At 70.2% G+C, this 21120-nt stretch carries 21 protein-coding genes; 18 read left to right on the top strand and 3 right to left on the bottom strand.

What is annotated here, in order from left to right:
- Positions 1-63: 63 nt before the first annotated feature.
- Positions 64-1980 carry a S9 family peptidase gene (locus AC2DFQ_RS01220; protein WP_484532691.1) on the bottom strand — a complete coding sequence of 639 codons (1917 nt, stop codon included), beginning with the start codon at positions 1978-1980 and terminating at the stop codon, positions 64-66.
- A gap of 163 nt (positions 1981-2143) precedes the next feature.
- Between AC2DFQ_RS01220 and AC2DFQ_RS01225 the strand changes: the two genes are divergently transcribed.
- Entirely contained in the window at positions 2144-3094 is a 951-nt protein-coding gene (locus AC2DFQ_RS01225) for a methylenetetrahydrofolate reductase (protein WP_484509652.1), read from the top strand.
- On the top strand, positions 3091-5418 hold the full coding sequence (gene metE, locus AC2DFQ_RS01230) for a 5-methyltetrahydropteroyltriglutamate--homocysteine S-methyltransferase (RefSeq protein WP_484532692.1): 2328 nt from the start codon (positions 3091-3093) through the stop codon (positions 5416-5418). Before AC2DFQ_RS01225 ends, metE begins: the two co-directional genes overlap by 4 nt.
- Before the next feature lie 86 nt (positions 5419-5504).
- Here the strand turns inward: metE and lexA are convergent, their stop codons facing one another.
- Entirely contained in the window at positions 5505-6185 is a 681-nt protein-coding gene (gene lexA, locus AC2DFQ_RS01235; protein WP_484509650.1) for a transcriptional repressor LexA, read from the bottom strand.
- 252 nt (positions 6186-6437) lie between these two features.
- Between lexA and AC2DFQ_RS01240 the strand changes: the two genes are divergently transcribed.
- Genes AC2DFQ_RS01240 through AC2DFQ_RS01265 form a run of 6 tightly spaced genes read left to right on the top strand, consistent with a single transcriptional unit; the run spans position 6438 to position 10708 of the window.
- A complete protein-coding gene (locus tag AC2DFQ_RS01240) occupies positions 6438-6788 on the top strand; it encodes a LysM peptidoglycan-binding domain-containing protein (protein WP_484532693.1) in 351 nt (116 codons plus the stop codon).
- Positions 6789-6817: 29 nt separating this feature from the next.
- Positions 6818-7903, top strand: a complete 1086-nt coding sequence (locus AC2DFQ_RS01245; RefSeq protein WP_484532694.1) for a histidinol-phosphate transaminase — start codon at positions 6818-6820, stop codon at positions 7901-7903.
- Positions 7900-8514, top strand: coding sequence for an imidazoleglycerol-phosphate dehydratase HisB (gene hisB, locus AC2DFQ_RS01250; protein WP_484532695.1), 615 nt, complete (start codon positions 7900-7902; stop codon positions 8512-8514). The genes AC2DFQ_RS01245 and hisB overlap by 4 nt, the downstream gene beginning before the upstream one ends.
- On the top strand, positions 8511-9161 hold the full coding sequence (hisH, locus tag AC2DFQ_RS01255) for an imidazole glycerol phosphate synthase subunit HisH (protein ID WP_484532696.1): 651 nt from the start codon (positions 8511-8513) through the stop codon (positions 9159-9161). The genes hisB and hisH overlap by 4 nt, the downstream gene beginning before the upstream one ends.
- 46 nt (positions 9162-9207) lie before the next feature.
- Positions 9208-9954: a bifunctional 1-(5-phosphoribosyl)-5-((5-phosphoribosylamino)methylideneamino)imidazole-4-carboxamide isomerase/phosphoribosylanthranilate isomerase PriA gene (priA, locus tag AC2DFQ_RS01260; RefSeq protein WP_484509645.1), complete on the top strand. Its 747-nt coding sequence runs from the start codon at positions 9208-9210 to the stop codon at positions 9952-9954.
- Positions 9938-10708: an SseB family protein gene (locus tag AC2DFQ_RS01265; RefSeq protein WP_484532697.1), complete on the top strand. Its 771-nt coding sequence runs from the start codon at positions 9938-9940 to the stop codon at positions 10706-10708. The genes priA and AC2DFQ_RS01265 overlap by 17 nt, the downstream gene beginning before the upstream one ends.
- A 177-nt stretch (positions 10709-10885) precedes the next feature.
- Here the strand turns inward: AC2DFQ_RS01265 and AC2DFQ_RS01270 are convergent, their stop codons facing one another.
- Entirely contained in the window at positions 10886-11290 is a 405-nt protein-coding gene (locus tag AC2DFQ_RS01270) for a DUF1844 domain-containing protein (protein ID WP_484532698.1), read from the bottom strand.
- A 171-nt stretch (positions 11291-11461) separates the two neighbouring features.
- Here AC2DFQ_RS01270 and infC point away from each other — a divergent pair, with 171 nt between their 5' ends.
- From infC to pheT, 10 genes are all read left to right on the top strand, one after another.
- Positions 11462-12178, top strand: coding sequence for a translation initiation factor IF-3 (gene infC, locus AC2DFQ_RS01275; protein ID WP_484532699.1), 717 nt, complete (start codon positions 11462-11464; stop codon positions 12176-12178).
- Positions 12179-12227: 49 nt separating this feature from the next.
- Entirely contained in the window at positions 12228-12422 is a 195-nt protein-coding gene (gene rpmI / locus AC2DFQ_RS01280) for a 50S ribosomal protein L35 (RefSeq protein ID WP_484509642.1), read from the top strand.
- A 29-nt stretch (positions 12423-12451) separates the two neighbouring features.
- Positions 12452-12835: a 50S ribosomal protein L20 gene (rplT, locus tag AC2DFQ_RS01285; protein WP_484509641.1), complete on the top strand. Its 384-nt coding sequence runs from the start codon at positions 12452-12454 to the stop codon at positions 12833-12835.
- A 108-nt stretch (positions 12836-12943) separates the two neighbouring features.
- Entirely contained in the window at positions 12944-13744 is an 801-nt protein-coding gene (locus tag AC2DFQ_RS01290; protein ID WP_484532700.1) for a TrmH family RNA methyltransferase, read from the top strand.
- Between the two features lie 83 nt (positions 13745-13827).
- Positions 13828-14592 (top strand): amino acid ABC transporter ATP-binding protein, encoded by a 765-nt coding sequence (locus AC2DFQ_RS01295; protein ID WP_484532701.1) that lies wholly within the window; start codon positions 13828-13830, stop codon positions 14590-14592.
- Between the two features lie 93 nt (positions 14593-14685).
- A complete protein-coding gene (locus AC2DFQ_RS01300; RefSeq protein ID WP_484532702.1) occupies positions 14686-15591 on the top strand; it encodes a glutamate ABC transporter substrate-binding protein in 906 nt (301 codons plus the stop codon).
- Positions 15592-15682: 91 nt separating this feature from the next.
- Positions 15683-16339, top strand: a complete 657-nt coding sequence (locus AC2DFQ_RS01305; RefSeq protein WP_484509637.1) for an amino acid ABC transporter permease — start codon at positions 15683-15685, stop codon at positions 16337-16339.
- The gene (locus AC2DFQ_RS01310) at positions 16336-17244 is read left to right on the top strand and encodes an amino acid ABC transporter permease (protein ID WP_484532703.1); all 909 of its coding nucleotides are present in this window, start codon (positions 16336-16338) and stop codon (positions 17242-17244) included. Before AC2DFQ_RS01305 ends, AC2DFQ_RS01310 begins: the two co-directional genes overlap by 4 nt.
- Positions 17245-17289: 45 nt before the next feature.
- Complete coding sequence (pheS, locus tag AC2DFQ_RS01315) at positions 17290-18330, top strand: phenylalanine--tRNA ligase subunit alpha (protein WP_484509635.1); 1041 nt, start codon at positions 17290-17292, stop codon at positions 18328-18330.
- On the top strand, positions 18330-20885 hold the full coding sequence (pheT, locus tag AC2DFQ_RS01320) for a phenylalanine--tRNA ligase subunit beta (RefSeq protein ID WP_484532704.1): 2556 nt from the start codon (positions 18330-18332) through the stop codon (positions 20883-20885). The genes pheS and pheT overlap by 1 nt, the downstream gene beginning before the upstream one ends.
- Positions 20886-21120: the final 235 nt, after the last annotated feature.

Here is a 21120-nt window from a genome sequence, read left to right on the forward strand (position 1 = left end):
ACCATTGGTTGACGGCAAGTGTCAACTTTCGGTTGACAGCTCCGGACGTGGCGCCGCAGAGGCTCAGCAATCCAGCGTGATCGGCTCGACCCCCGGCGTATCGAACCCGAAGACCTGCCCGAGGAACGACAGTTCGCTCTCCAGGGCGTGCGCGACGGTTTCGGCACGGCGGAAGCCGTGCCCCTCGCCCTCGTAGAGCACGTACGCATGCGGGATCCCGTGGGCAGCGAGCGCGTCGCGGATGGCCTCGGACTGTGCCGGCGGTACGACGCGATCGTCGGCGCCCTGCAGGATCAGCACCGGCACGCGGAAGCGCTCCGGCCGGCTCAGCGGTGACCGCTGCCGGTAGAGGTCGTCGGCTTCGGGCAGCGGGCCGATGAGCCCGTCGAGGTAGCGCGCCTCGAAGTCGTGCGTGTCGGTCGCCAGCGACCGGGCGTCGCCGACCGCATATCGGGCGACGCCGGCGCCGAATGCGTCGGTGCCCACGAGAGCCGCGAGCACCGTCCATCCTCCGGCCGATCCGCCGTCGATCGCGAGGCGCGCGCCGTCGGCGTCGCCGCGGGCCACCAGGTCGGCTGCCGCTGCCGCGACGTCGTCCACGTCGACGATGCCCCACTGTCCGCGCAGGCGCTCACGGTACGCGCGACCGTAGCCCGTGGAACCGCCGTAATTGACGTCCAGCACCCCGATGCCGCGGCTGGTGAGGTAGGCGATCTTCGCCGACGCGCCCGGGCCCACGTGGGAGGTCGGCCCCCCGTGGACGAAGACCACGTACGGCGGCCGCTCGCCGGCGGGCCCCGTGTGGTCCGGATGCGTCGGCGGATAGGCGAAGGCGTGCACCGGGCCGTGCGGCCCGTCCGCCGTGAGCGACTGCGGCGTCGGCATCCACTCGTCCGGCAGCACCGCTGCTCCGCCCGACACGAGGACCGCGTCTTCGGTGTCGACGTCGACGAGCCACAGTCCGCTCTGCCGGCGATGGCCGGCTCCGGAGACGAGCACCTGGCGCCCGCGCGCGTGCTCGATCACCGCGCCCGACGTGACGGGCACCGGCAGCCTCCGCTCCCCGGTGCCGTCCAGGTAGACGACCTCGTCGGCCCCCTGGGTGCGCACCGCGACCAGGCCGCCGTTGACCGGCGCGAACCAGCGCGAGCCGAGCACCCACAGCGCGCCGCCCGTGTCGGCGTCGGCGGGGGCGACCGGATGCGGCGCCTCGCCGAGCCGAGCGCGCCACAGGTTCCACCGTCCGGTCGTCTCGTCGATGTAGGTGAGCTCGTCCGGGCCGGTCCATTCCGGCTGCAGGGGCGCTCGACCGGCGCCACCGGCAACGGTGGTCCACGTGTCGGCCGCACCGTGGGTCAGCTCGGCGACGCGCACCTCGGTGCGATCCCACGGCATGTCCGGATGGTTCCATGCCACCCATGCGAGCCGCGTGCCGTCGGGGGAGAGCGCGGGCTGTGCCAGGAAGTCGCTTCCCCCGACGACTCGTCGGACGGCCGTCGCATCCGTGGCGCCGGAACCGTCCAGGGGGATGCGCACGATGTCGCGGGCCGGGGTCGCGCCGTCCCGGGCAACCTCCCGGATCGCCAGGAGCAGACCGGATCGATGGTGCAGCCCGCCGAACCGGGTGCGATCGTCGGGCGGGGTCAGCGGGCGGGGCTCGGCCCCCGGTACCAGCGCCCACACGCGCTGGTCGCTCTTCTCGACGTAGACGAGCTCGCCCTCATCCGTGGCCGTCCACGCGCCGCCGCCGTACTCGTGAACGCTCGAGCGCGCACTCGCGGGAGCCGGCAGCACGTCCGTCACGGACCCGTCCGCCGAGCGGCGCCGGACCGTGGAGCGCCCGCCCTCTTCGGGCACGGTCTGCCCCCACCAGATCTCGTCGCCGACGAATCGCGCGCCGTCCAGACGGGGGGAGGCCGTCGCGACCTCCTGCGCCGACAGCGGGGAAGGCCACGAACCGTAGGGGAGCGGAGTCGGCATGCCGTCAGCCTAGGCGCGCGAAACAGTCCGACACACCGCTGCGGCCCGGATGCGGCGCCGGTACCGTCATACCTCACGACGCCGCCTGCGGGCATGCGTCGCAGCCGCCCCCGCCGCTCGTGATCGCGCGCGGCGGGCCCCCACCTCCGTTCGAGAGCCAGAGATGCCCGACGAATCGCGCACCCACGTGCCGTTCTCCTTCGAGTTGTATCCGCCGCGTTCGGCGACCTCGGAGCCGGCGCTGCACGAGACGATCGCGCGTCTGGCCGAGGTGGGGCCGCGGTTCATCTCGGTGACCTACGGCGCCGGCGGTTCCACGCGGGGGCGATCCCTCGATGTGCTCCGGCATATCCGCCGCACCACCGATGTCCGCCCGCTCGCGCACCTCACGTGCATCGGCAACACCTACGCGGGAGCGGCCGCTCTCATCCGCGAGTTCCTCGACGCCGGGATCACGAGCTTCCTCGCGTTGCGCGGCGACCCGCCCGAGGGCGTCGGCGAGGACGAGGTCGAGCTCGGCGATCTGGAGAGCTCGGCGCAACTCGTGCAGCTCATCGACCGCGTCCAGGCCGAGCGAGCGCCGTACACGGAGGCGGGCATCCCCGGGCTCCCCGGCGCCGCACGCGTGGACCGACGCCCGCACGTGCAGATCGCCGTGGCCGCCTTTCCCCGCGGACACCCGCGTTCGCGGCATCCCCGCGAGCACATCGACGCGCTGCTGGCCAAGGAGGCCGCCGGCGCGACGCTGGCGATCACCCAGCTGTTCTTCCACGCCGACGACTATCTCGGGTTCGTCTCGCGTGCCCGCGCAGCCGGGGTGACGATCCCGATCCTTCCCGGCATCATGCCGATCACCTCACCTTCACGCCTCCGGCGCGTGCTCGACCTCACCGGAGAGGAGCTGCCGGCGGAGCTGGCGATCGACCTCGAGGTCGAGCCGACGGTGGCGGGACGGCGTCTGGTGGGAATCGCCCACGCGGCCGCCCTCCTCGCCGACGTGGTCGACGGGGGCGCTCCCGGCGTCCACCTCTATGCCGTCAACAATCACGACACGGTGCTCGCGGTGCTCCGCGAGGCCGGTGTCCTCACCCCGCACAAGGAGACGACGAGATGACCGCATTCCCCACCGGTACGATCCTCGGTTACCCCCGGATCGGCCGCCGGCGCGAGCTCAAGCACGCCGTCGAGGCGTACTGGAGCGGCACCATCGACCAGGGCGAGCTGGAGGCGCGGGCCGCGGCGCTCCGCCGCGCCACCCGCGCGAGGCTCGCGGCGCTGGGGCTCGGACGCACCGACTCGGCGATCCCCGAGTCGTTCTCGTACTACGACCAGGTCCTCGACGCCGCCGTCACGGTCGGGGCGCTGCCGGAGCGTTTCGCGCAGCTGCGGGAGGCCGACGGCGCCGTTCCCCTCGCGGCCTCCTTCACCGCGGCACGGGGCGCGGGGGAGCATCCGCCCCTGGAGATGACGAAGTGGTTCGACACCAACTATCACTACCTGGTGCCCGAGATCTCGCCCGGCACCGTGTTCGCGCTCTCCAGCGACCACTACGCCCGCCTCGTGGCCGAGGCCCGAGCCGACGGTTACACGACGCGGCCGGTGGTCGTCGGGCCGGTGACGCTGTTGGCACTGGCCAAGGCCGCGGAGGGCTCACCGCACGGCTTCCGTCCGCTCGACCGCCTCGAGGACCTCCTGCCGGTGTATGTCGAACTCCTCTCGTCGCTGCGTGCGGCGGGCGCCGAGTGGGTGCAGCTGGATGAGCCGGCCCTCGTGAGCGAGAGCCTGCCGGAGGATGCGGCGACCCTGGCGGCAGCGGCCGAACGCGCGTATGCGGTGCTGGGCGGGGCATCCGTACGCCCCGCGATCCTGGTGGCGGCGCCCTACGCTCAGCTGAGCGATGCTGCGTGGACGGCGCTGGCAGCCGCGCCGGTGGAGGCGATCGCCCTCGACCTCACGCGCGGCGCCGTGCCCCCTGTCGTCGACGGGCTGGCCGGCAAGACGCTCGTGGGGGGTGTCATCGACGGGCGGAACGTCTGGCGGGGCGACCTCGGCGTGGGATGGGCGCGCCTGGATGCGCTCGCGGAGCTCGGCCCGGCAGCCGTTGCCGCCGCAACATCCACGTCCCTGCAGCATGTTCCGCACGATGTCGAGGACGAGACAGACCTCGACCCCCGGCTGGTGCCGTGGCTCGCCTTCGCCGACCAGAAGATCGGCCAGGTCGCCATCCTCGCCCGCGGCATCGAGGAGGGTTCCGATGCGATCGCTGCCGACGTGGCGGCGGCATCCGCCGCGCTGGATGACCGATCGCACGCGCCCGGCGTCGCCGACGGCTCGGTGCGCGCCCGCGCCGCGGCGCTCACCGCGGCCGACTTCGCCCGCGACGCCTACGCCGCGCGTGAGGCGGCGCAGCGGGAGGCGCTGCATCTGCCGGTCCTTCCCGCCACGACGATCGGGTCGTTCCCCCAGACCGGTGAGATCCGCCGCGCGCGGGCGCGGTTCACGCGGGGCGAAATCGATGAGGCTGCCTACGAGGGGTTCCTTCGCGAGGAGATCGCCCGCGTCATCGCGCTGCAGGAGGAGCTCGGGCTCGACGTGCTCGTCCACGGGGAACCCGAGCGCAACGACATGGTGCAGTACTTCGCGGAGAACCTCGACGGCTTCGCGGTCACCCGCAACGGCTGGGTGCAGTCGTACGGTTCGCGGGCCACGCGCCCGTCGATCCTGTGGGGCGACGTATCGCGGCCGGCACCGATCACGGTGCGGTGGGCGACGTATGCGCAGTCGCTCACGGCGCTGCCGGTGAAGGGCATGCTGACGGGTCCGGTCACGATCCTCGCGTGGTCGTTCGTCCGCGACGACCAGCCGCTGGGGGAGACGGCCAATCAGGTGGCCCTGGCCCTCCGGGACGAGATCCGCGACCTCGAGGAGGCCGGGATCGGAGTCATCCAGGTGGATGAGCCGGCGCTTCGCGAACTGCTCCCGTTGCGACGCGACGCTCAGCCGGCATACCTCGACTGGTCGGTCGGATCCTTCCGGCTCGCCACGGCGGGCGCCGGCACCGCCACACAGGTGCACACGCACCTGTGTTACTCGGAGTTCGCGGTGGTCATCGACGCGATCGCGGCTCTGGATGCGGATGTCACCTCGATCGAGGCCGCGCGCAGCCGCGGCGAGGTGATCGGCGACATCCGCACGTCCGGGTTCGCGCACGGCATCGGCCCGGGCGTCTACGACATCCACTCGCCGCGCGTGCCGTCGGTGGACGAGATCGCCGAGCTGCTTGACCGCGCGGTCGCCGAGCTTCCCGTGCGCCAGGTGTGGGTGAATCCCGACTGCGGGTTGAAGACGCGCGGGTACGACGAGACCGTCGCATCGCTCCGCAACATCATCCAGGCGACCCGTCGGACGCGTGAGCGGGTGTCCGCGCCGGTCGCCTGACGCCGAGAAACGACATTCCGGCCCACAAACCACGCGGCGCGTGACTTCTGGGCCGGAATGTTGTTTGTCGCGGTGTGAGGGGAGGGTCAGACGGCGCGCAGCACCGCCACGACGCGACCGAGGACGACGGCGTGGTCGCCGAGGATCGGCTCGAACGCCGAGTTGCGCGGGAGCAGCCACGTGTGACCATCACGTCGGCGGAACGTCTTCACGGTGGCTTCGCCCTCGAGCATCGCCGCGACGATCTCGCCGTTCTCGGCGGTGGACTGCGAGCGGATGACCACCCAGTCCCCGTCGCAGATCGCCGCGTCGATCATCGAGTCGCCCGACACCTTCAGCATGAACAGGTCGCCCTTGCCGACCAGCTGACGGGGCAGCGGGAAGATCTCCTCGACCTGCTGATCGGCGGTGATCGGCACCCCGGCGGCGATGCGGCCGACGAGGGGCACCATGGCCGCGTCACCGAGCGGCGGTGCCGTGTCGGCGGGGTTCTCGGCGGCGGTCCCGGGCAGATCGATCAGGACTTCCATGGCCCGGGTCTTTCCCGGGTCGCGGCGCAGATAACCACTGAGCTCCAGCTGGTTGAGCTGGTGCGTCACGCTGGACAGCGATTTCAGCCCCACCGCGTCGCCGATCTCGCGCATGCTCGGCGGATAACCGTGCCGCGCGATCGAACGCTGGATGACCTCGAGGATCGCGAGCTGCTTGTCGCTGAGGCTCTTGCGTCGCCGCGTCTGCGGCTTGTCCCGAGCGGTCGCGTCGGTCATTCTCGTGCTCCCTCCGTGCCCGCGATGGCACCGGTCTTCGAATGTCGGAGGTCCGTGATGGTCTTCCGTTGTCGAAACCGTATCCGGTATCGGGCCTCGCGTGCGGCTGCGCTGCGCGTGTCGCATCCGATCGATGTCCGATCCCGGGATGTTTGACACGCGCAGTATATCGAAGATAGATTCGGAAGACAGATTCGCATCCGGCCCTCCCGGCCGAGAGCCGGATGCGAATCTTCCCCCAGAGGAGGAACCATGGCCACCATCGCGAGCGTCGCACCGACCACCCGTCTGCGCCTGACCGCGCGCGGCCGCCGAGTGCTCGCATCCGTCGCGGCGCTGCCGGCCGTGATCGCGATCACCCTCGCGGTCCTGGGGGGCGGGGCCGCCCTGGCATCCGGTGACGCCGGGACGCCTGCAGGGAGCTTCGCCGAGATCACCGTCATGTCGGGGGAGTCGCTGTGGTCGATCGCACAGGACGTCGCCCCCGGCGCCGATCCCCGCGACGTCGTCGACGCGATCTCGCGGCTCAACATGCTGGACTCCTCGGCGGTGTCCGCCGGGCAGCGCCTGGCCATCCCCGCGGAGTACGCCCCGACCTCGTAGGGGAGACCTCTCGCCGTAGCATGGGGAGAATGACGACCCGGTTGGACGATCTCCCCCTGCGCGACGATCTGCGGGGGATGGTGCCGTACGGGGCCCCGCAGGCCCCGCTTCCCATCGCCCTGAACGTCAACGAGAACACGCATCCGGTTCCGCAAGAGGTCGCCGACGACATCCTCGACTCCCTCGCCCGGGCACTGCGGGACGTGAACAGGTACCCCGATCGGGAGTTCACGGCACTGCGCGAGGCGTTCGCGGATTACCTCGGGCACGGGCTGACCCCCGACCAGATCTGGGCGGGCAACGGCTCGAACGAGGTGCTGCAGCATCTCCTGCAGGCCTTCGCCGGGCCCGGGCGTACCGCCTTCAGCTTCGCCCCCACCTATTCGATGTATCCCCTCCTCACCCGGGGCACCGGAGCGCAGTGGGTCGCCGGGGAACGGGCGCACGACTTCAGCGTCTCGCCCGAATCGGCCGCAGAGCAGGTGGCCCGCGCGCGGCCGGATGTGGTGTTCCTGTGTGCTCCGAACAATCCCACCGGCACGCCTCTCGGGCTCGATGTCGTCTCGGCCGTCTACGACGCCACCGACGGCATCGTCATCGTGGACGAGGCGTACCAGGAGTTCGCGGCTCGAGAAGGCCGCTCCGCTCTGTCGTTGCTGCCGGGGCGCGAGCGGCTGGTGGTCTCGCGCACCATGAGCAAGGCCTTCGCCTTCGCGGGCGCACGCGTGGGGTATCTCGCGGCGGATCCGGCGCTCATCGACGCGCTGCGGCTCGTCCGCCTGCCGTACCACCTGAGCGCTCTCACGCAGGCGGCGGCCGTGGCGGCGCTCGGTCACGCGTCGACGATGCTCGGGATGGTCGATGACATCATCCTCCAGCGCGACCGGATCGGCGCGACCCTGTCCGCACTGGGCTACACGCCGTACGAGTCGGCGACGAACTTCGTCCTCTTCGGTGGGGTGGATGACCCGTCAGCGACCTGGAACGCGCTCTATGACCGAGGAGTCCTCATCCGCGACGTCGGCATTGCGCACACGCTGCGCGTGACGGCGGGCACGGAGGAGGAGACCACATCGTTCCTCGACGCGCTGGCCTCGGTAGGATCGAAGGTATGACCGGAACCGGCGCGCCGCGCACCGCTGCTCTGCGACGGGCCACGAGCGAGTCGAGCGTCGAGCTCGAGCTCGACCTCGACGGCACGGGTCGCAGTTCCATCTCCACCAGCGTGCCCTTCTACGACCACCTCCTCACCGCCTTCGCGAAGCACTCGTTGACCGACCTGTCGGTGCGCGCGACGGGGGATACGCACATCGACGCCCACCACACGGTGGAAGACGTTGCGATCGTGCTGGGCGACGCCATCGGGCAGGCCCTCGGGGACAAGGCCGGCATCACGCGGTTCGGTGACGCCCTCGTGCCGCTGGACGAGGCGCTCGTGCAGGCCGTGGTCGACATCAGCGGTCGCCCCTACCTCGTTCACAGCGGCGAGCCGGCCGGTTTCGAATACCACCTCATCGGCGGCCACTTCACCGGCTCCCTCGTCCGGCACACGTTCGAGGCCCTCGCCTTCCACGCGGGACTCACCGTGCACGTCCGCGTGCTCGAGGGCCGCGACGCCCACCACATCGCGGAGGCCGAGTACAAGGCGTTCGCGCGAGCGTTCCGCCAGGCGAAGGCCGTCGATCCCCTCGTGGAGGGCATCCCGAGCACGAAGGGCGCGCTGTGACGGACCGACCTCTCGTCGCGGTCCTGGATTACGGCTCGGGCAATGTCCACTCGGCCGTCAAGGCCCTCGCCGCCGCGGGTGCCGACGCGCGTCTGACGGATGACCCCGGGCTCATCCGCGACGCCGATGGTCTGCTCGTTCCCGGCGTCGGCGCCTTCCACGCGGTCATGGAGGCGCTCCGGGAGAGTCGCGGAGACCACCTCATCGAACGACGCCTGGCCGGCGGACGCCCCGTTCTCGGGATCTGCGTGGGCATGCAGGTGCTGTTCGGTCGCGGGGTCGAACGCGGCATCGACACCGAGGGGCTGGGGGAGTGGCCCGGCGTCGTCAGCGAGCTGGATGCTCCGGTGCTCCCGCACATGGGGTGGAACACCGTCGATGCCGGCGCAGGCTCGCGGCTGTTCTCGGGAATCGAATCGGAGCGCTTCTACTTCGTCCACTCCTTCGCCGCCCAGCAGTGGCAGCTCGAGGCCATGCCGCCCTTCCCCTCGCCCACGCTCACCTGGTCCACCTACGGCACGCCGTTCCTCGCTGCGGTGGAGAACGGCCCGCTGGCAGCCACGCAGTTCCACCCGGAGAAGTCGGGCGAGGCGGGCATCAAGCTGCTGTCCAATTGGATCGGCGGCCTCCGCGGGGCTACTCTCTGAGCTTGTGCCCAGCGCGGGCGCCCGCCGTCCGTACGCACGAGGAACCATGAACGATTTCGCGTCCAGCCCCGAGCTGATCCTTCTGCCCGCCGTCGACATCGCCGGAGGGAAGGCCGTGCGCCTGACCCAGGGCGAGGCAGGCACGGAGACCAGCTACGGCGACCCCGTGGATGCCGCCGCCGAGTGGGCGCGACAGGGTGCCCGATGGATCCACCTCGTCGACCTGGATGCGGCGTTCGGTCGGGGGAGCAACGCGGGGATCCTCCGCAAGGTGATCAGGCAGGTCCGGGGCGTCCAGGTCGAGCTATCCGGCGGCATCCGCGACGACAAGTCGCTCCAGGCGGCGCTGGACAGCGGTGCCGCGCGCATCAACCTGGGCACGGCGGCCCTGGAGAACCCCGAATGGGCGGCCGATGTGATCGGCCGCTACGGAGATGTCATCGCCGTGGGGCTGGACGTGCGCGGCACGACCCTCGCCGCCCGCGGGTGGACGCGCGACGGCGGCGATCTGTGGACGGTGCTGGACCGGCTGGAGGACGCCGGATGCAGCCGATACGTCGTGACCGATGTGACCAAGGACGGCACGCTGAAGGGCCCCAATCTCGAGCTGCTTCGAGAGATGGCCTCCCGTACCCCGAAACCGATCGTCGCCTCCGGCGGCGTCTCGAGCCTGGATGACATCGTCGCCCTCCGCGAACTGGTGCCGCTCGGGGTCGAGGGCGCCATCGTCGGCAAAGCCCTGTACGCCGGTGCCTTCACGCTGGCCGAGGCGCTGGATGTCGCCGGAGCCTGACCCCGGCGCCGATTCGGCGGGCGTGCCATGGGAGGGGCGCCGGTTCGAAGCGAACCCTCACTCCGGCGATGACGGGTCGGCCGACCCGTCGTTGCTCGCGGCGCTGACGGCGTTCCGCGCGGGCGGCGGGGATGCGGTCGCCGTCGTCGACGCCTACCGCCACGCGCGTCTGCTCATTCCGCTGATCGCCGAGAAGGGCGACTCCGGTGTCGGCGCGCACGGGCTGACCGTCGACAAGACGCAGGAGCTGTCGATCGTGACCGTCGCCGCCCCCGACGGCCGCAAAGTGCTCCCGGTCTTCTCCTCCGTGGGGGCGATGGGGAGGTGGGATGCGTCGGCGCGACCGGTGCCGGCCGACGGAGTGCGCACGGCGCTGGCCGCCGCATCCGATGACACGGATCTGATCGTGATCGACCCAGGGTCCGAGACGGAGTTCGTGCTGCGGCGACCGGCGGTGTGGGCGATCGGGCAGGGTCTGGCGTGGGAGCCGAGTCATCTGTCGGCGGACGTGTTCACGGGGCTTCAGGAGAGCATCTCCGGAGAGCTCGCCGTGCTGGACCTCGCGGTCGAGCCCGGAGACCCGTCGTCCCGGCTGCGCGGCCCCGAACTCGTCGTCCATCTGCACCTGATGCAGGGCCTCGACCAGGAGGAGCTGGACGCCGTGCTGGCGCGCGTCGCACGCCGCTGGGCCGCCGACGATCGCATCGCCGTGCTGGTGGACTCCCTCACGGTGAAACTCCACCGCTCCTCCTAGCCTTCACGGGGTCCGCTCTTGCAGCCGCTCCCGTGCCCGCAGCCGCGTACCCGGAAATCGAGGAGTTCTCGCGAATCGAGGTCCGGTTCGGCTCCAGCCACCCTCGATTTCCGTGATTTCCTCGTTATCCGGCGCGTGGAGCGGTGCTGGGAGCCGAGAGCTAGGAGCCCGGCCGAGTCAGGTGACGGGTCCCGTCCACTTCTCGCCCGGCCCCTTGCCGATGGGGTCGGGGATGACCGAGGCCTCGCGGAAGGCCAGCTGCACCGAGCGCAGGCCGTCGCGGAGTGACCGGGCGTGCATGTCGCTGATCTCCGGCGCTCCGGCGGTGACCAGTCCGGCCAGCGCGTTGATGACCTTCCGCGCCTCGTCGAGGTCGGTCTGGTTCTCGGGGTCATCGGCCAGACCGACCTTGACCGCAGCGGCGCTCAGCAGGTGGACGGCCGTGGTGGTGATGACCTCGACCGCCGGTACGTCGGCGATGTCACGAGAAGCGGATGCGGCGACGCGCTCCTGCTCTTCCCAGCGGGCCAGACGCTCGGCATCCGGGTCAGGGGTGGGTTCGCTGTCGGGGATCGTGTGCACAGGGTTCTCTCTGGTAGACTTTGGCGGGCTCCGGAGCGTTCTGCTTCGGACGAAAGAGGATTCCATCCCACCCGTTCGCCGCTCCAGGCTACCGGGTCCACGCACTCCGTCCCGTTCTGCGGGGCTGTTCGGGTGCGAGAAGCCGGCGTTGAAAACGTCGTGCCGGGTGGCGTGTATTCCTCTTCCGCTCCCGCCGCACCTGCGGCGCGGTGGCTGACATCCGCAGAAGAGGAGTTCCATATCAGCGATCCCCGCACCAACGATCGCATCCGCGTCCCCGAGGTCCGCCTCGTCGGGCCCGCGGGTGAGCAGGTCGGCGTCGTCCGCATCGAGGTGGCGCTGCGCCTGGCCCAAGAGGCCGACCTCGATCTCGTCGAGGTGGCCCCGAACTCGAAACCCCCCGTGGTCAAGATCATGGATTACGGGAAGTTCAAGTACGAGGCTGCGCAGAAGGCCAAGGAAGCGCGTCGCAACCAGGCGAACACCGTCCTCAAGGAGGTGCGGTTCCGCCTGAAGATCGAGGCACACGACTACATAACCAAACTCAAGCGCGCCGAAGGCTTCCTGCAGGCCGGCGACAAGGTGAAGGCCATGATCCTGTTCCGCGGTCGCGAGCAGTCACGGCCCGAGCAGGGAGTGCGCCTCCTACGCAAGTTCGCCGAAGACGTCGCAGAATTCGGCACCGTCGAATCCAACCCGACCATCGACGGACGCAACATGGTCATGGTCGTGGCCCCGCACAAGAACAAGTCCGAGGCCAAAGCCGAGCAGAACGCACAGCGCACCGCCAACAGGGAAGCCGCTCGTGCGGCCGCCCGTGGCGACGGACACGCCGACGACGAGGACACGGCCGACCAGGCCCGGTCCACCGAGGCCGCGGCCGACTGAGGCCCCCCACTACGCCCGCCCGAGCGGGAAAGACAACGAAGGAAGACACATGCCGAAGCAGAAGACCCACTCGGGTGCCAAGAAGCGTTTCAAGGTCACCGGAAGCGGCAAGATCATGAAGCAGCAGGCGGGACTCCGTCACAACTTCGAAGGCAAGCCCACCAAGCGCACCCGTCGCCTGTCGCAGGACCAGGTCCTCGCCAAGGGCGACGCGAAGGTCGCCAAGAAGCTCCTCGGCATCTGAGCGCCGTCGCACGTTAGGAAATAGAAGAAATGGCTAGAGTCAAGCGGGCCGTCAACGCCCACAAGAAGCGTCGCGTCATCCTCGAGCGCGCGTCCGGCTACCGCGGACAGCGTTCGCGCCTGTACCGCAAGGCGAAGGAGCAGGTCACCCACTCCCTCGTCTACGCCTACCGCGACCGTCGCAAGCGCAAGGGCGACTTCCGCCGCCTGTGGATCCAGCGCATCAACGCCGCTGCCCGCGCGAACGGCATCACGTACAACCGCTTCATCCAGGGTCTCGGGCTCGCCGGCGTGCAGGTCGACCGTCGCATGCTCGCCGAGCTCGCGGTGAACGAGCCGGCGACGTTCGCGTCGCTCGTCGCCACCGCGAAGAACGCGCTGCCCGGCGACGTGAACGCCGCGAAGACCGCGTAAATCTCGCATCCACGTCAAAGGGGCGTCCTCTTCGGAGGGCGCCCCTTTTTCACGTTCTCCCGGGCGTCGGTGGTCGGCGGGGAGCAGGCGTCCCCATACACTGAGGGTGTGCTGGAGAACCCCCGCTCGCCGCGCGTTCGCGCGGTCGCGAAACTGAGTAAGCGCAGCGCGCGCCAGGAGACGGGGCTCTTCCTCCTCGAAGGCCCCCAAGCCGCCCGCGAGGCCCTCGCCTATGTGCCGGCCACGGTGCTGGAACTGTTCGCGACACCGTCGGCGATGGAGCGGCACGGTGACGTCCGGGATGCCGCGCGCGCGGCCGGTCTGGACATCCAGTTCACGACCGAGGACGTGCTCGACGCGATGGCCGACACCGTGACCCCGCAGGGCATCGTGGCCGTCGCGCAGCAGTCACCGACGGCGTTGAAGGACGTCTTCGCGGACTCCCCTCGCCTGGTCGCGATCTGCGAGGAGGTCCGCGACCCGGGGAACCTGGGCACGATCATCCGCGCCGCCGACGCCGCCGGGGCCGACGCGATCGTCCTCACCGGTCGCACGGTCGACCCGTACAACCCGAAGGTCGTCCGCGCCACGACCGGATCGCTCTTCCACCTTCCGATCGTGGTCGGAGTGGAGCTGGAAACCGTCGTCGAGCGCGCGCACGGCGCTGGCATGCGGGTCGTCGCCGCCGATGTCGCCGGAACGGACTTCCTCGACTCGCGCGCGGTGCTGGCCGAGCCCACCGCGTGGCTGTTCGGCAACGAGGCGCGCGGACTCGAGGAGAGTGCGCTCGCCCAGGCCGACCTCACCCTGCGCCTGCCGATCTACGGTCGTGCGGAGTCGCTGAATCTCGCCACCGCGGCAAGCGTCTGCCTGTACGAGACGGCCTTCGCGCAGCGCGCCGGCCAGTGACCCGCCGGCCCCCTGCTGTTACAAGTCGATAAAGCCGCCGGTCAATCCTTGGTCAGTGTGCACTGCCCTCCTAGGGTGTCACTATGGTGACCCCCGACGCCCGCGCCCCAGGCGATCCTCTTGTCGTGCTCGAGGATGTGCAGAAGCACTATGGCGACTTCCAAGCGCTGAAGGACATCAACCTGACCGTCGGTCGCGGTGAGGTGGTCGTGGTCATCGGCCCGTCCGGGTCGGGCAAGTCGACGCTCTGCCGCGCGATCAACCGGCTCGAGACGATCACCTCCGGAACCATCTCCATCGACGGTGCCGAGCTGCCCAAGGAGGGCAAGGCTCTCGCGCAGTTGCGCGCGGACGTGGGAATGGTCTTCCAGTCGTTCAACCTGTTCGCGCACCTCACCATCCTCGAGAACGTGACCCTCGGACCGATCAAGGTGCGGGGGATGAAGCGCGCCGACGCCGAACGCGAGGCCCACCGGCTGCTCGAGCGCGTCGGGATCGACGCGCAGGCCGGCAAGCTCCCCGCCCAGCTCTCGGGCGGACAGCAGCAGCGCGTGGCGATCGCCCGTGCGCTGGCGATGCAGCCCAAGCTGATGCTCTTCGACGAGCCCACCAGCGCCCTCGACCCCGAGATGATCAACGAGGTCCTCGACGTCATGGTCGGGCTTGCCCGGGACGGGATGACGATGGTCGTCGTCACCCACGAGATGGGGTTCGCCCGCAAGGCCGCGGATCGCGTCGTCTTCATGGCGGACGGGCTCATCGTCGAAGAGGCGACACCCGAGGAGTTCTTCACCAACCCGCGGTCGGACCGTGCGAAGGACTTCCTCTCCAAGCTGATCACGCACTGACCGCACCATCCGCCGACAAGAGGCCGTTCCGCCCCGCGCACCGCCCCACCCCGCACCATCGCCCCGCAGTAGCCCGCATCAAGGAGATCTCACATGCGAACCTCACGAATCCTCAGCGGCATCGGCCTCGCGGCCGTCGCCATGCTCACCCTCAGCGCCTGCAACAGCGGCTCACCCACCGCCGGCACCGGCGGCGGGGGTGGGGAAACGCCCGGCACCGACGCCCTGTGGGAAGTTGCCACCGATGTCGACCTCGCCGATAGCCCCACCTACGACCGCATGGTCGAGCGGGACGGCGTCATCGTCGGCGTCAAGAACGACCAGCCCGGGCTCGGTTACGAAGACGCCGCCACGGGCGAGCGCACCGGCTTCGACGTCGACACCGCGCGCTGGATCGCCGCATCCCTGGGCTTCGACGAAGACCAGATCGAGTACGTGACGATCCCCTCCGCGAACCGCGAGCAGGCCATCGTCAACGGCGACATCGACTACTACGTCGGCACCTATTCGATCACCGACGCGCGCAAGCAGCAGATCGACTTCGCCGGTCCCTACTTCATCACCGGTCAGGGCCTGCTGGTCGCCGCCGACAACGAGGACATCACCGGCCCGGACGACCTCGCCGGCAAGATCGTGTGCTCGGTGACGGGTTCGACCCCGCTGCAGCGCATCCGCGACGAGTACAACCCCGGCGACGCCGTCGAGTACGACACGTACTCCCAGTGCGTCGAGCAGCTGAAGGCCGGCTCGGTCGATGCGATCACCACGGATGAGGCGATCCTCGCCGGCTACGTGGCGCTCGAGCCCGACGTCCTGAAGATCGCCGGCGAGCCCTTCAGCGAGGAGCGCTACGGCGTCGGCCTGGAAAAGGGCGACACCGCGCTCAAGGGCCACATCAACGCCGTCTTCACCGACGGCGGCGACGTGTGGACGGCGCTGTTCGAGCAGCACCTGGCACCGGCCGGTATCGAGGCCGAGCAGCCCGCCGTCGAGGAGTGAGTGCGGGGGCGTGGGAGTGGCCTCTCGACCGCTCCCACGCCCATCCCGACCATCCACCACCGTGTGGGACCGTCCATGAAGAGGAGTCGCCGTGAGCGTCATCACCGACAACCTTGATCTCTGGTGGCAGACGCTGCTCGGCACGCTGATCCTGTTCGCCGGCGGCGGCGTCCTGGCCCTGGTCCTCGGCACGATCGTGGGGGCCATGCGGGTCTCCCCGATACCGGTCGCCCGCGCGGTCGGGACGATCTACGTCGGGACGATCCGCAACACGCCGCTGACTCTCGTCTTCTTCGGCTTCGCCTTCGCGCTGCCGCCTCTTCTGGGTCTCCGGCTGACCGGCCAGGTCTCCCTCATCCTCGCCATCTGCGCCCTGGGCATCTACACGGCCACGTATGTGGCCGAGACCATCCGTTCGGGAATCAATACCGTCCCGGTGGGTCAAGCCGAAGCTGCCCGCGCCCTCGGGCTGACGTTCGGCCAGGTGATGTCGCTCGTCGTGATGCCCCAGGCGTTCCGCTCCGTCATCCCCCCGATGGTCAGCGTCTTCATCGCCCTCCTGAAGAACACCACCGTGGCAGCGGGCTTCTCCGTGGTGAACCTCGGCTCCGTCCGCAACTATCTGAGCGAGCGGGGTGAGAACCAGTTCGTCGTGATCCTGTGGGTCATGGTGATCTTCATCGCACTGGTGCTCCTCCTCTCGTGGCTTCAGCGGAGCCTCGAGAACCGATGGAGGGTAGCGCGATGAGCAGCGTTCTCTACGACGTACCCGGCCCCCGCGCCATCATCCGCAACCGCATCCTCGGGGTGCTCACGATCCTCGTCGTGCTCGCCGTGACCGGGTTCTTCCTGTGGCGCCTGGCCGCGACCGGACAGTTCACCGCGGAGAAGTGGTCGGCCTTCACGTACACCAACGTGTGGCTCCAGATCGGTCTGGCGACGCTGCGCACGCTGTCGGCGTTCGCGGTCGCAGCCGTCGGTGCCCTCGTCCTCGGGTTCGTCCTCGCGATCGGGCGCCTGTCGGATCACGCCTGGATCCGCTGGCCGTTCACGGCCGTCATCGAAGTGCTCCGCGCCATCCCCGTGCTGGTGTTCATGTTCCTGCTCTACTACGGCTTCCCGGTGCTGGGTGTGCGGATGGATCCCTACTGGGCCGTGGTGATCGCGCTCATCGCGTACAACGGGTCGGTGCTCGCCGAGGTCATCCGGGCCGGGGTGGAGTCGCTTCCTCGCGGGCAGAGGGAGGCGGGCTACGCGATCGGGCTCCGCAAGAGCGGGGTCATGCGCCTGGTGCTGCTGCCGCAGGCGATCCGCGCCATGATGCCCGTGATCATCGCGCAGCTGGTCGTCACCCTGAAGGACACCGCGCTCGGCTTCATCATCACGTACCCGGAGCTGCTCTTCTACGCGCGCTTCATCGGTTCGCAGGCGTCCCTGGATTCTCCGATCGTCCCGGCAACGATCATCGTGGCGGCGATCTACATCGGGCTCTGCCTCATCCTCTCGGGAGTGGCCACCGCGGTCGAGCGACGCCTGCGCCGTTCGCCGAGGGTCGCGCGGGTGGCGGGGGCGAACCAGCCCACCCAGGAGGTCACCGACACCGAGTTGATCGTCGCCCAGCGGGCGCCGGGCAAGTACAACGGCGCCGGCTGACCACACGAACGGGGCGCCGCCCGCCCGTCGGTAGACTCGACTCTCGTGTCCGACGCCCCCGAGATCACCCCTGAAGCGGTCGACGCCGCCGTGGATGCGGCTCTCGCCGCCATCGACGCCGCCGCCAGCACCGCCGACCTGAAGTCCGCTCGTGCTGCACACTCCGGCGAGGGGTCGCCGCTCGCGCGGCTCAATGCCCGCCTGCGCGACGTGGCGCCGGAGAACAAGGCGCAGTTCGGCAAGCTCGTCGGGCAGGCGCGCGGCCGCGTGAACCAGGCGCTCGCCGCTCGCGAGGCCTCGCTGGCCGAGGCGGAGACCGCGGCGAAGCTGGAGGCGGAGCGCCTGGACATCACGGCGCTCCCGCAGCGCGCCCGCGTCGGTGCGCGGCATCCGCTCACCCTCCTGCAGGACCAGGTCGCCGACATCTTCGTCGGGATGAGCTGGGAGATCGTGGAGGGCCCGGAGCTCGAGCACGAGTGGTACAACTTCGACGCCCTGAACCTCGACGCCGACCACCCGGCCCGCCAGATGCAGGACACCTTCTACGTCGACCCGGTCTCGCGCCACCTGCTGCTGCGCACGCAGACGAGCCCCGTGCAGATGCGCTCGCTGCTGACCCGCGAACTGCCGATCTACATCGTGTCGCCCGGCCGGGTGTACCGCACCGACGAGTTCGACGCGACGCACCTCCCGGTGTTCAGCCAGTTCGAGGGGCTCGTGGTCGACAAGGGCATCACCATGGCCCACCTCCGCGGCACCCTCGACCATGTCGCCCGGCAGCTGTTCGGAGCAGAGGCCAAGACGCGGATGCGCGCGAACTACTTCCCGTTCACCGAGCCCTCGGCCGAGTTCGACCTGTGGCACCCGACCTTCAAGGGCGGGGCGCGCTGGATCGAGTGGGGCGGATGCGGCATGGTCAACCCCAACGTGCTGCGCGCGGCCGGGGTCGACCCGGAGGTGTACTCCGGCTTCGCCTTCGGGATGGGTTTCGAGCGGACGCTGATGTTCCGCTCCGACGTCCAGGACATGCGCGACATGGCCGAGGGTGACATCCGCTTCAGCGAGCAGTTCGGAATGGTGGTCTGATGCGCGTTCCCATCGCGTGGCTGCGTGAGTACGTCGACGTTCCCGCCGACGCCACGCCCGAAGACATCCTCGCCTCCCTCGTCTCCGTCGGCTTCGAGGAGGAGGACGTCCACGGGTTCGGCCTGACCGGCCCGATCGTGGTCGGACAGGTGGTCGACTTCGTCGAGGAGCCGCAGTCCAACGGCAAGACCATCCGCTGGTGCCAGGTGGACGTCGGCCCTTCGACAGGCTCAGGGACCGACACCGCCGCTGGCGGCGGTGACCGGGATGTCCGCGGGATCGTGTGCGGGGCGGGCAACTTCTTCGTCGGTGACAAGGTCGTCGTGACCCTTCCGGGCGCCGTCCTCCCCGGTCCGTTCCCGATCGCCGCGCGCAAGACGTACGGCCATGTCTCGGACGGCATGATCGCCTCGGCCAAGGAGCTGGGGCTGGGGGAGGAGCACAGCGGAATCCTGCGACTCACCGAACTCGGCCTCGACCCCGAGGTCGGCACCGACGCGATTGCGCTGCTGGGGCTGGATGACGTCGCCGTCGAGATCAACGTCACGCCCGACCGCGGGTACGCCCTGAGTCTGCGCGGCGTGGCACGCGAGTACTCCCACGCCACGGGCGCGGCGTTCCGCGACCCGGGCGACCGCCCGTTCGAAGAGCTCGACCAGCCCACCGGCGGGTTCCCGGTCGCCGTCATCGACGAGTCGCCGATCCGGGGACGCGTCGGGGCGGGCGAGTTCGTGGCCCGGATCGTCCGCGGCGTGGATCCGACCAGGCCCACGCCGCCGTGGATGGTGGCACGGCTCACCCTCGCGGGCATCCGGTCTCTGGGCATTCTCATCGACATCACCAACTACGTGATGCTCGAGCTCGGCAACCCGATCCACGGCTACGACCTGGACACGCTGACCGGCGGCATCACGGTGCGCCGGGCGCACCACGGCGAGAAGCTCACGACGCTCGACGGCAAGGAGCGCACGCTCAGCGCAGAAGACCTGCTGATCACCGACGAGTCGGGCCCCATCGGGCTGGCGGGCGTGATGGGCGGCGGGAAGACCGAGATGACGGGGCAGACCCGCAACGTCCTCATCGAAGCGGCGATCTTCGACCCGGTCACCATCGCCCGCACCGCGCGCCGTCACAAGCTGCCGTCCGAGGCGTCGCGCCGCTTCGAGCGGGGCGTCGACCCCCTCATCCCGTTCGTCGCGGCGCGGCGCGTCGCCGACCTGATGGTCGAGCACGCCGGCGGCACCCTCGACACCGAGACGGGCGGAGCGATCTTCGCCGAGGTGTTCGTCGAGGCGGTCGAACTGCCCAAGGTGTTCGTCTCCGGACTCATCGGGGTGGATTACCGGGATGCCGAGATCACTGGCGCGCTCGAGACCATCGGGTGCGACGTGACCGAAGCAGACGCCGCCGCCGGCGCCTGGATCGTCATCCCGCCGTCGTGGCGCCCCGACCTCACCGACAAATGGACCCTTGCCGAAGAGGTCGCGCGCATCACCGGGTACGACCGCATCCCGTCGGAGCTCCCCGTCCCCCCGTCCGGCCGCGGCTACACCCCGCTGCAGCAGGGGCGGCGCCGTGTCGCGAACGCGCTGGCGGCCGCGGGATACGTCGAGACGCCGTCCTTCGGCTTCACCACCGCCGAGCAGAACCACCTGCACGGGTCGGCCGGGGGCGAGCACCTCCCGAGCGTCAAGCTCGCGAACCCGCTTGACGGACAGGCGCCGTTCCTGCGGCGCTCGCTCGTGCCCGGGCTCCTCCAGGTGGCCCACCGCAACGTCTCCCGCGGACTGACCGACCTCGCCCTCTTCGAAACCGGCACGGTGTTCCTCCCCGAGCCCGGTGTCACCTACGGCACCGAGATCGTCCCGGAGCCGGCCGTGCGTCCGGATGCAGCGACGCTGGCAGAACTCGACGCGGCCATCCCCCCGCAGCCCCGGCACGTCGCGGTGCTGCTCACCGGTAACCGGGTGGCAAAGCAGCCCGGCGTCGACGCCGAGCCCTTCGGCGTCGCCGACGCGCTGGACGCGGTGCGCACGATCGGGGCCGCAGCCGGAGTCGAGATCGGCGTCGCCGAGGGCCGGCGCGCGGCCCTTCACCCCGGCCGCACCGGCGTGCTCACGGTGGGCGGCGCCGAGGTGGGCTACGTGGGCGAACTGCTTCCCTCCGTCGCCGCCGACGCCGACCTTCCGGGTCGTGTCGCGGTGGCCGAGCTGAACCTCGACCTGCTCCTGGAGCGGACCGGTGGGCCCGTGGTCGCCGCATCCCTCTCCGGCTACCCGGCAGCGACGCAGGACGTGTCCCTCGTCGTGGGCGCCGATGTGCCGGCGGCCGAGGTGCGTTCCGCGCTGGTCGACGGCGCGGGCGCGCTGCTGGAGTCCGCGCGGCTGGTGGACGACTACCGCGGGCAGGGCGTGGCGGAGGGGAGCAAGAGCCTCACGTACGCACTGCGGTTCCGCGCGCCCGACCGCACGCTCACGTCCGCGGAGGCCACCGAGGCCAAGCTCGCCGGCGTGGCGGTCGCCTCTGAGCGCTTCGGCGCCAGCATCCGCGACTGACCTCGGCGTTCAAAACTCAGGAGACACGCCGTGCGGGGTGGCCGTGGGGCCCCGATGGGGCGGAATCTCCTGAGTTTTGAACAGACCGGGCCTCGCGGCGTGGCGCCGGGTGTCGGTACCCGGTGCGGCCTGTCGGCGTTCAAAACTCAGGAGACACGCCGTGCGGGGTGGCCGTTGGGGCCCGGATGGGGCGGAATCTCCTGAGTTTTGAACGCCGAACGCCGCCTCGCCGTCG

This window comes from Microbacterium sp. Z11_20 (assembly GCF_057197605.1).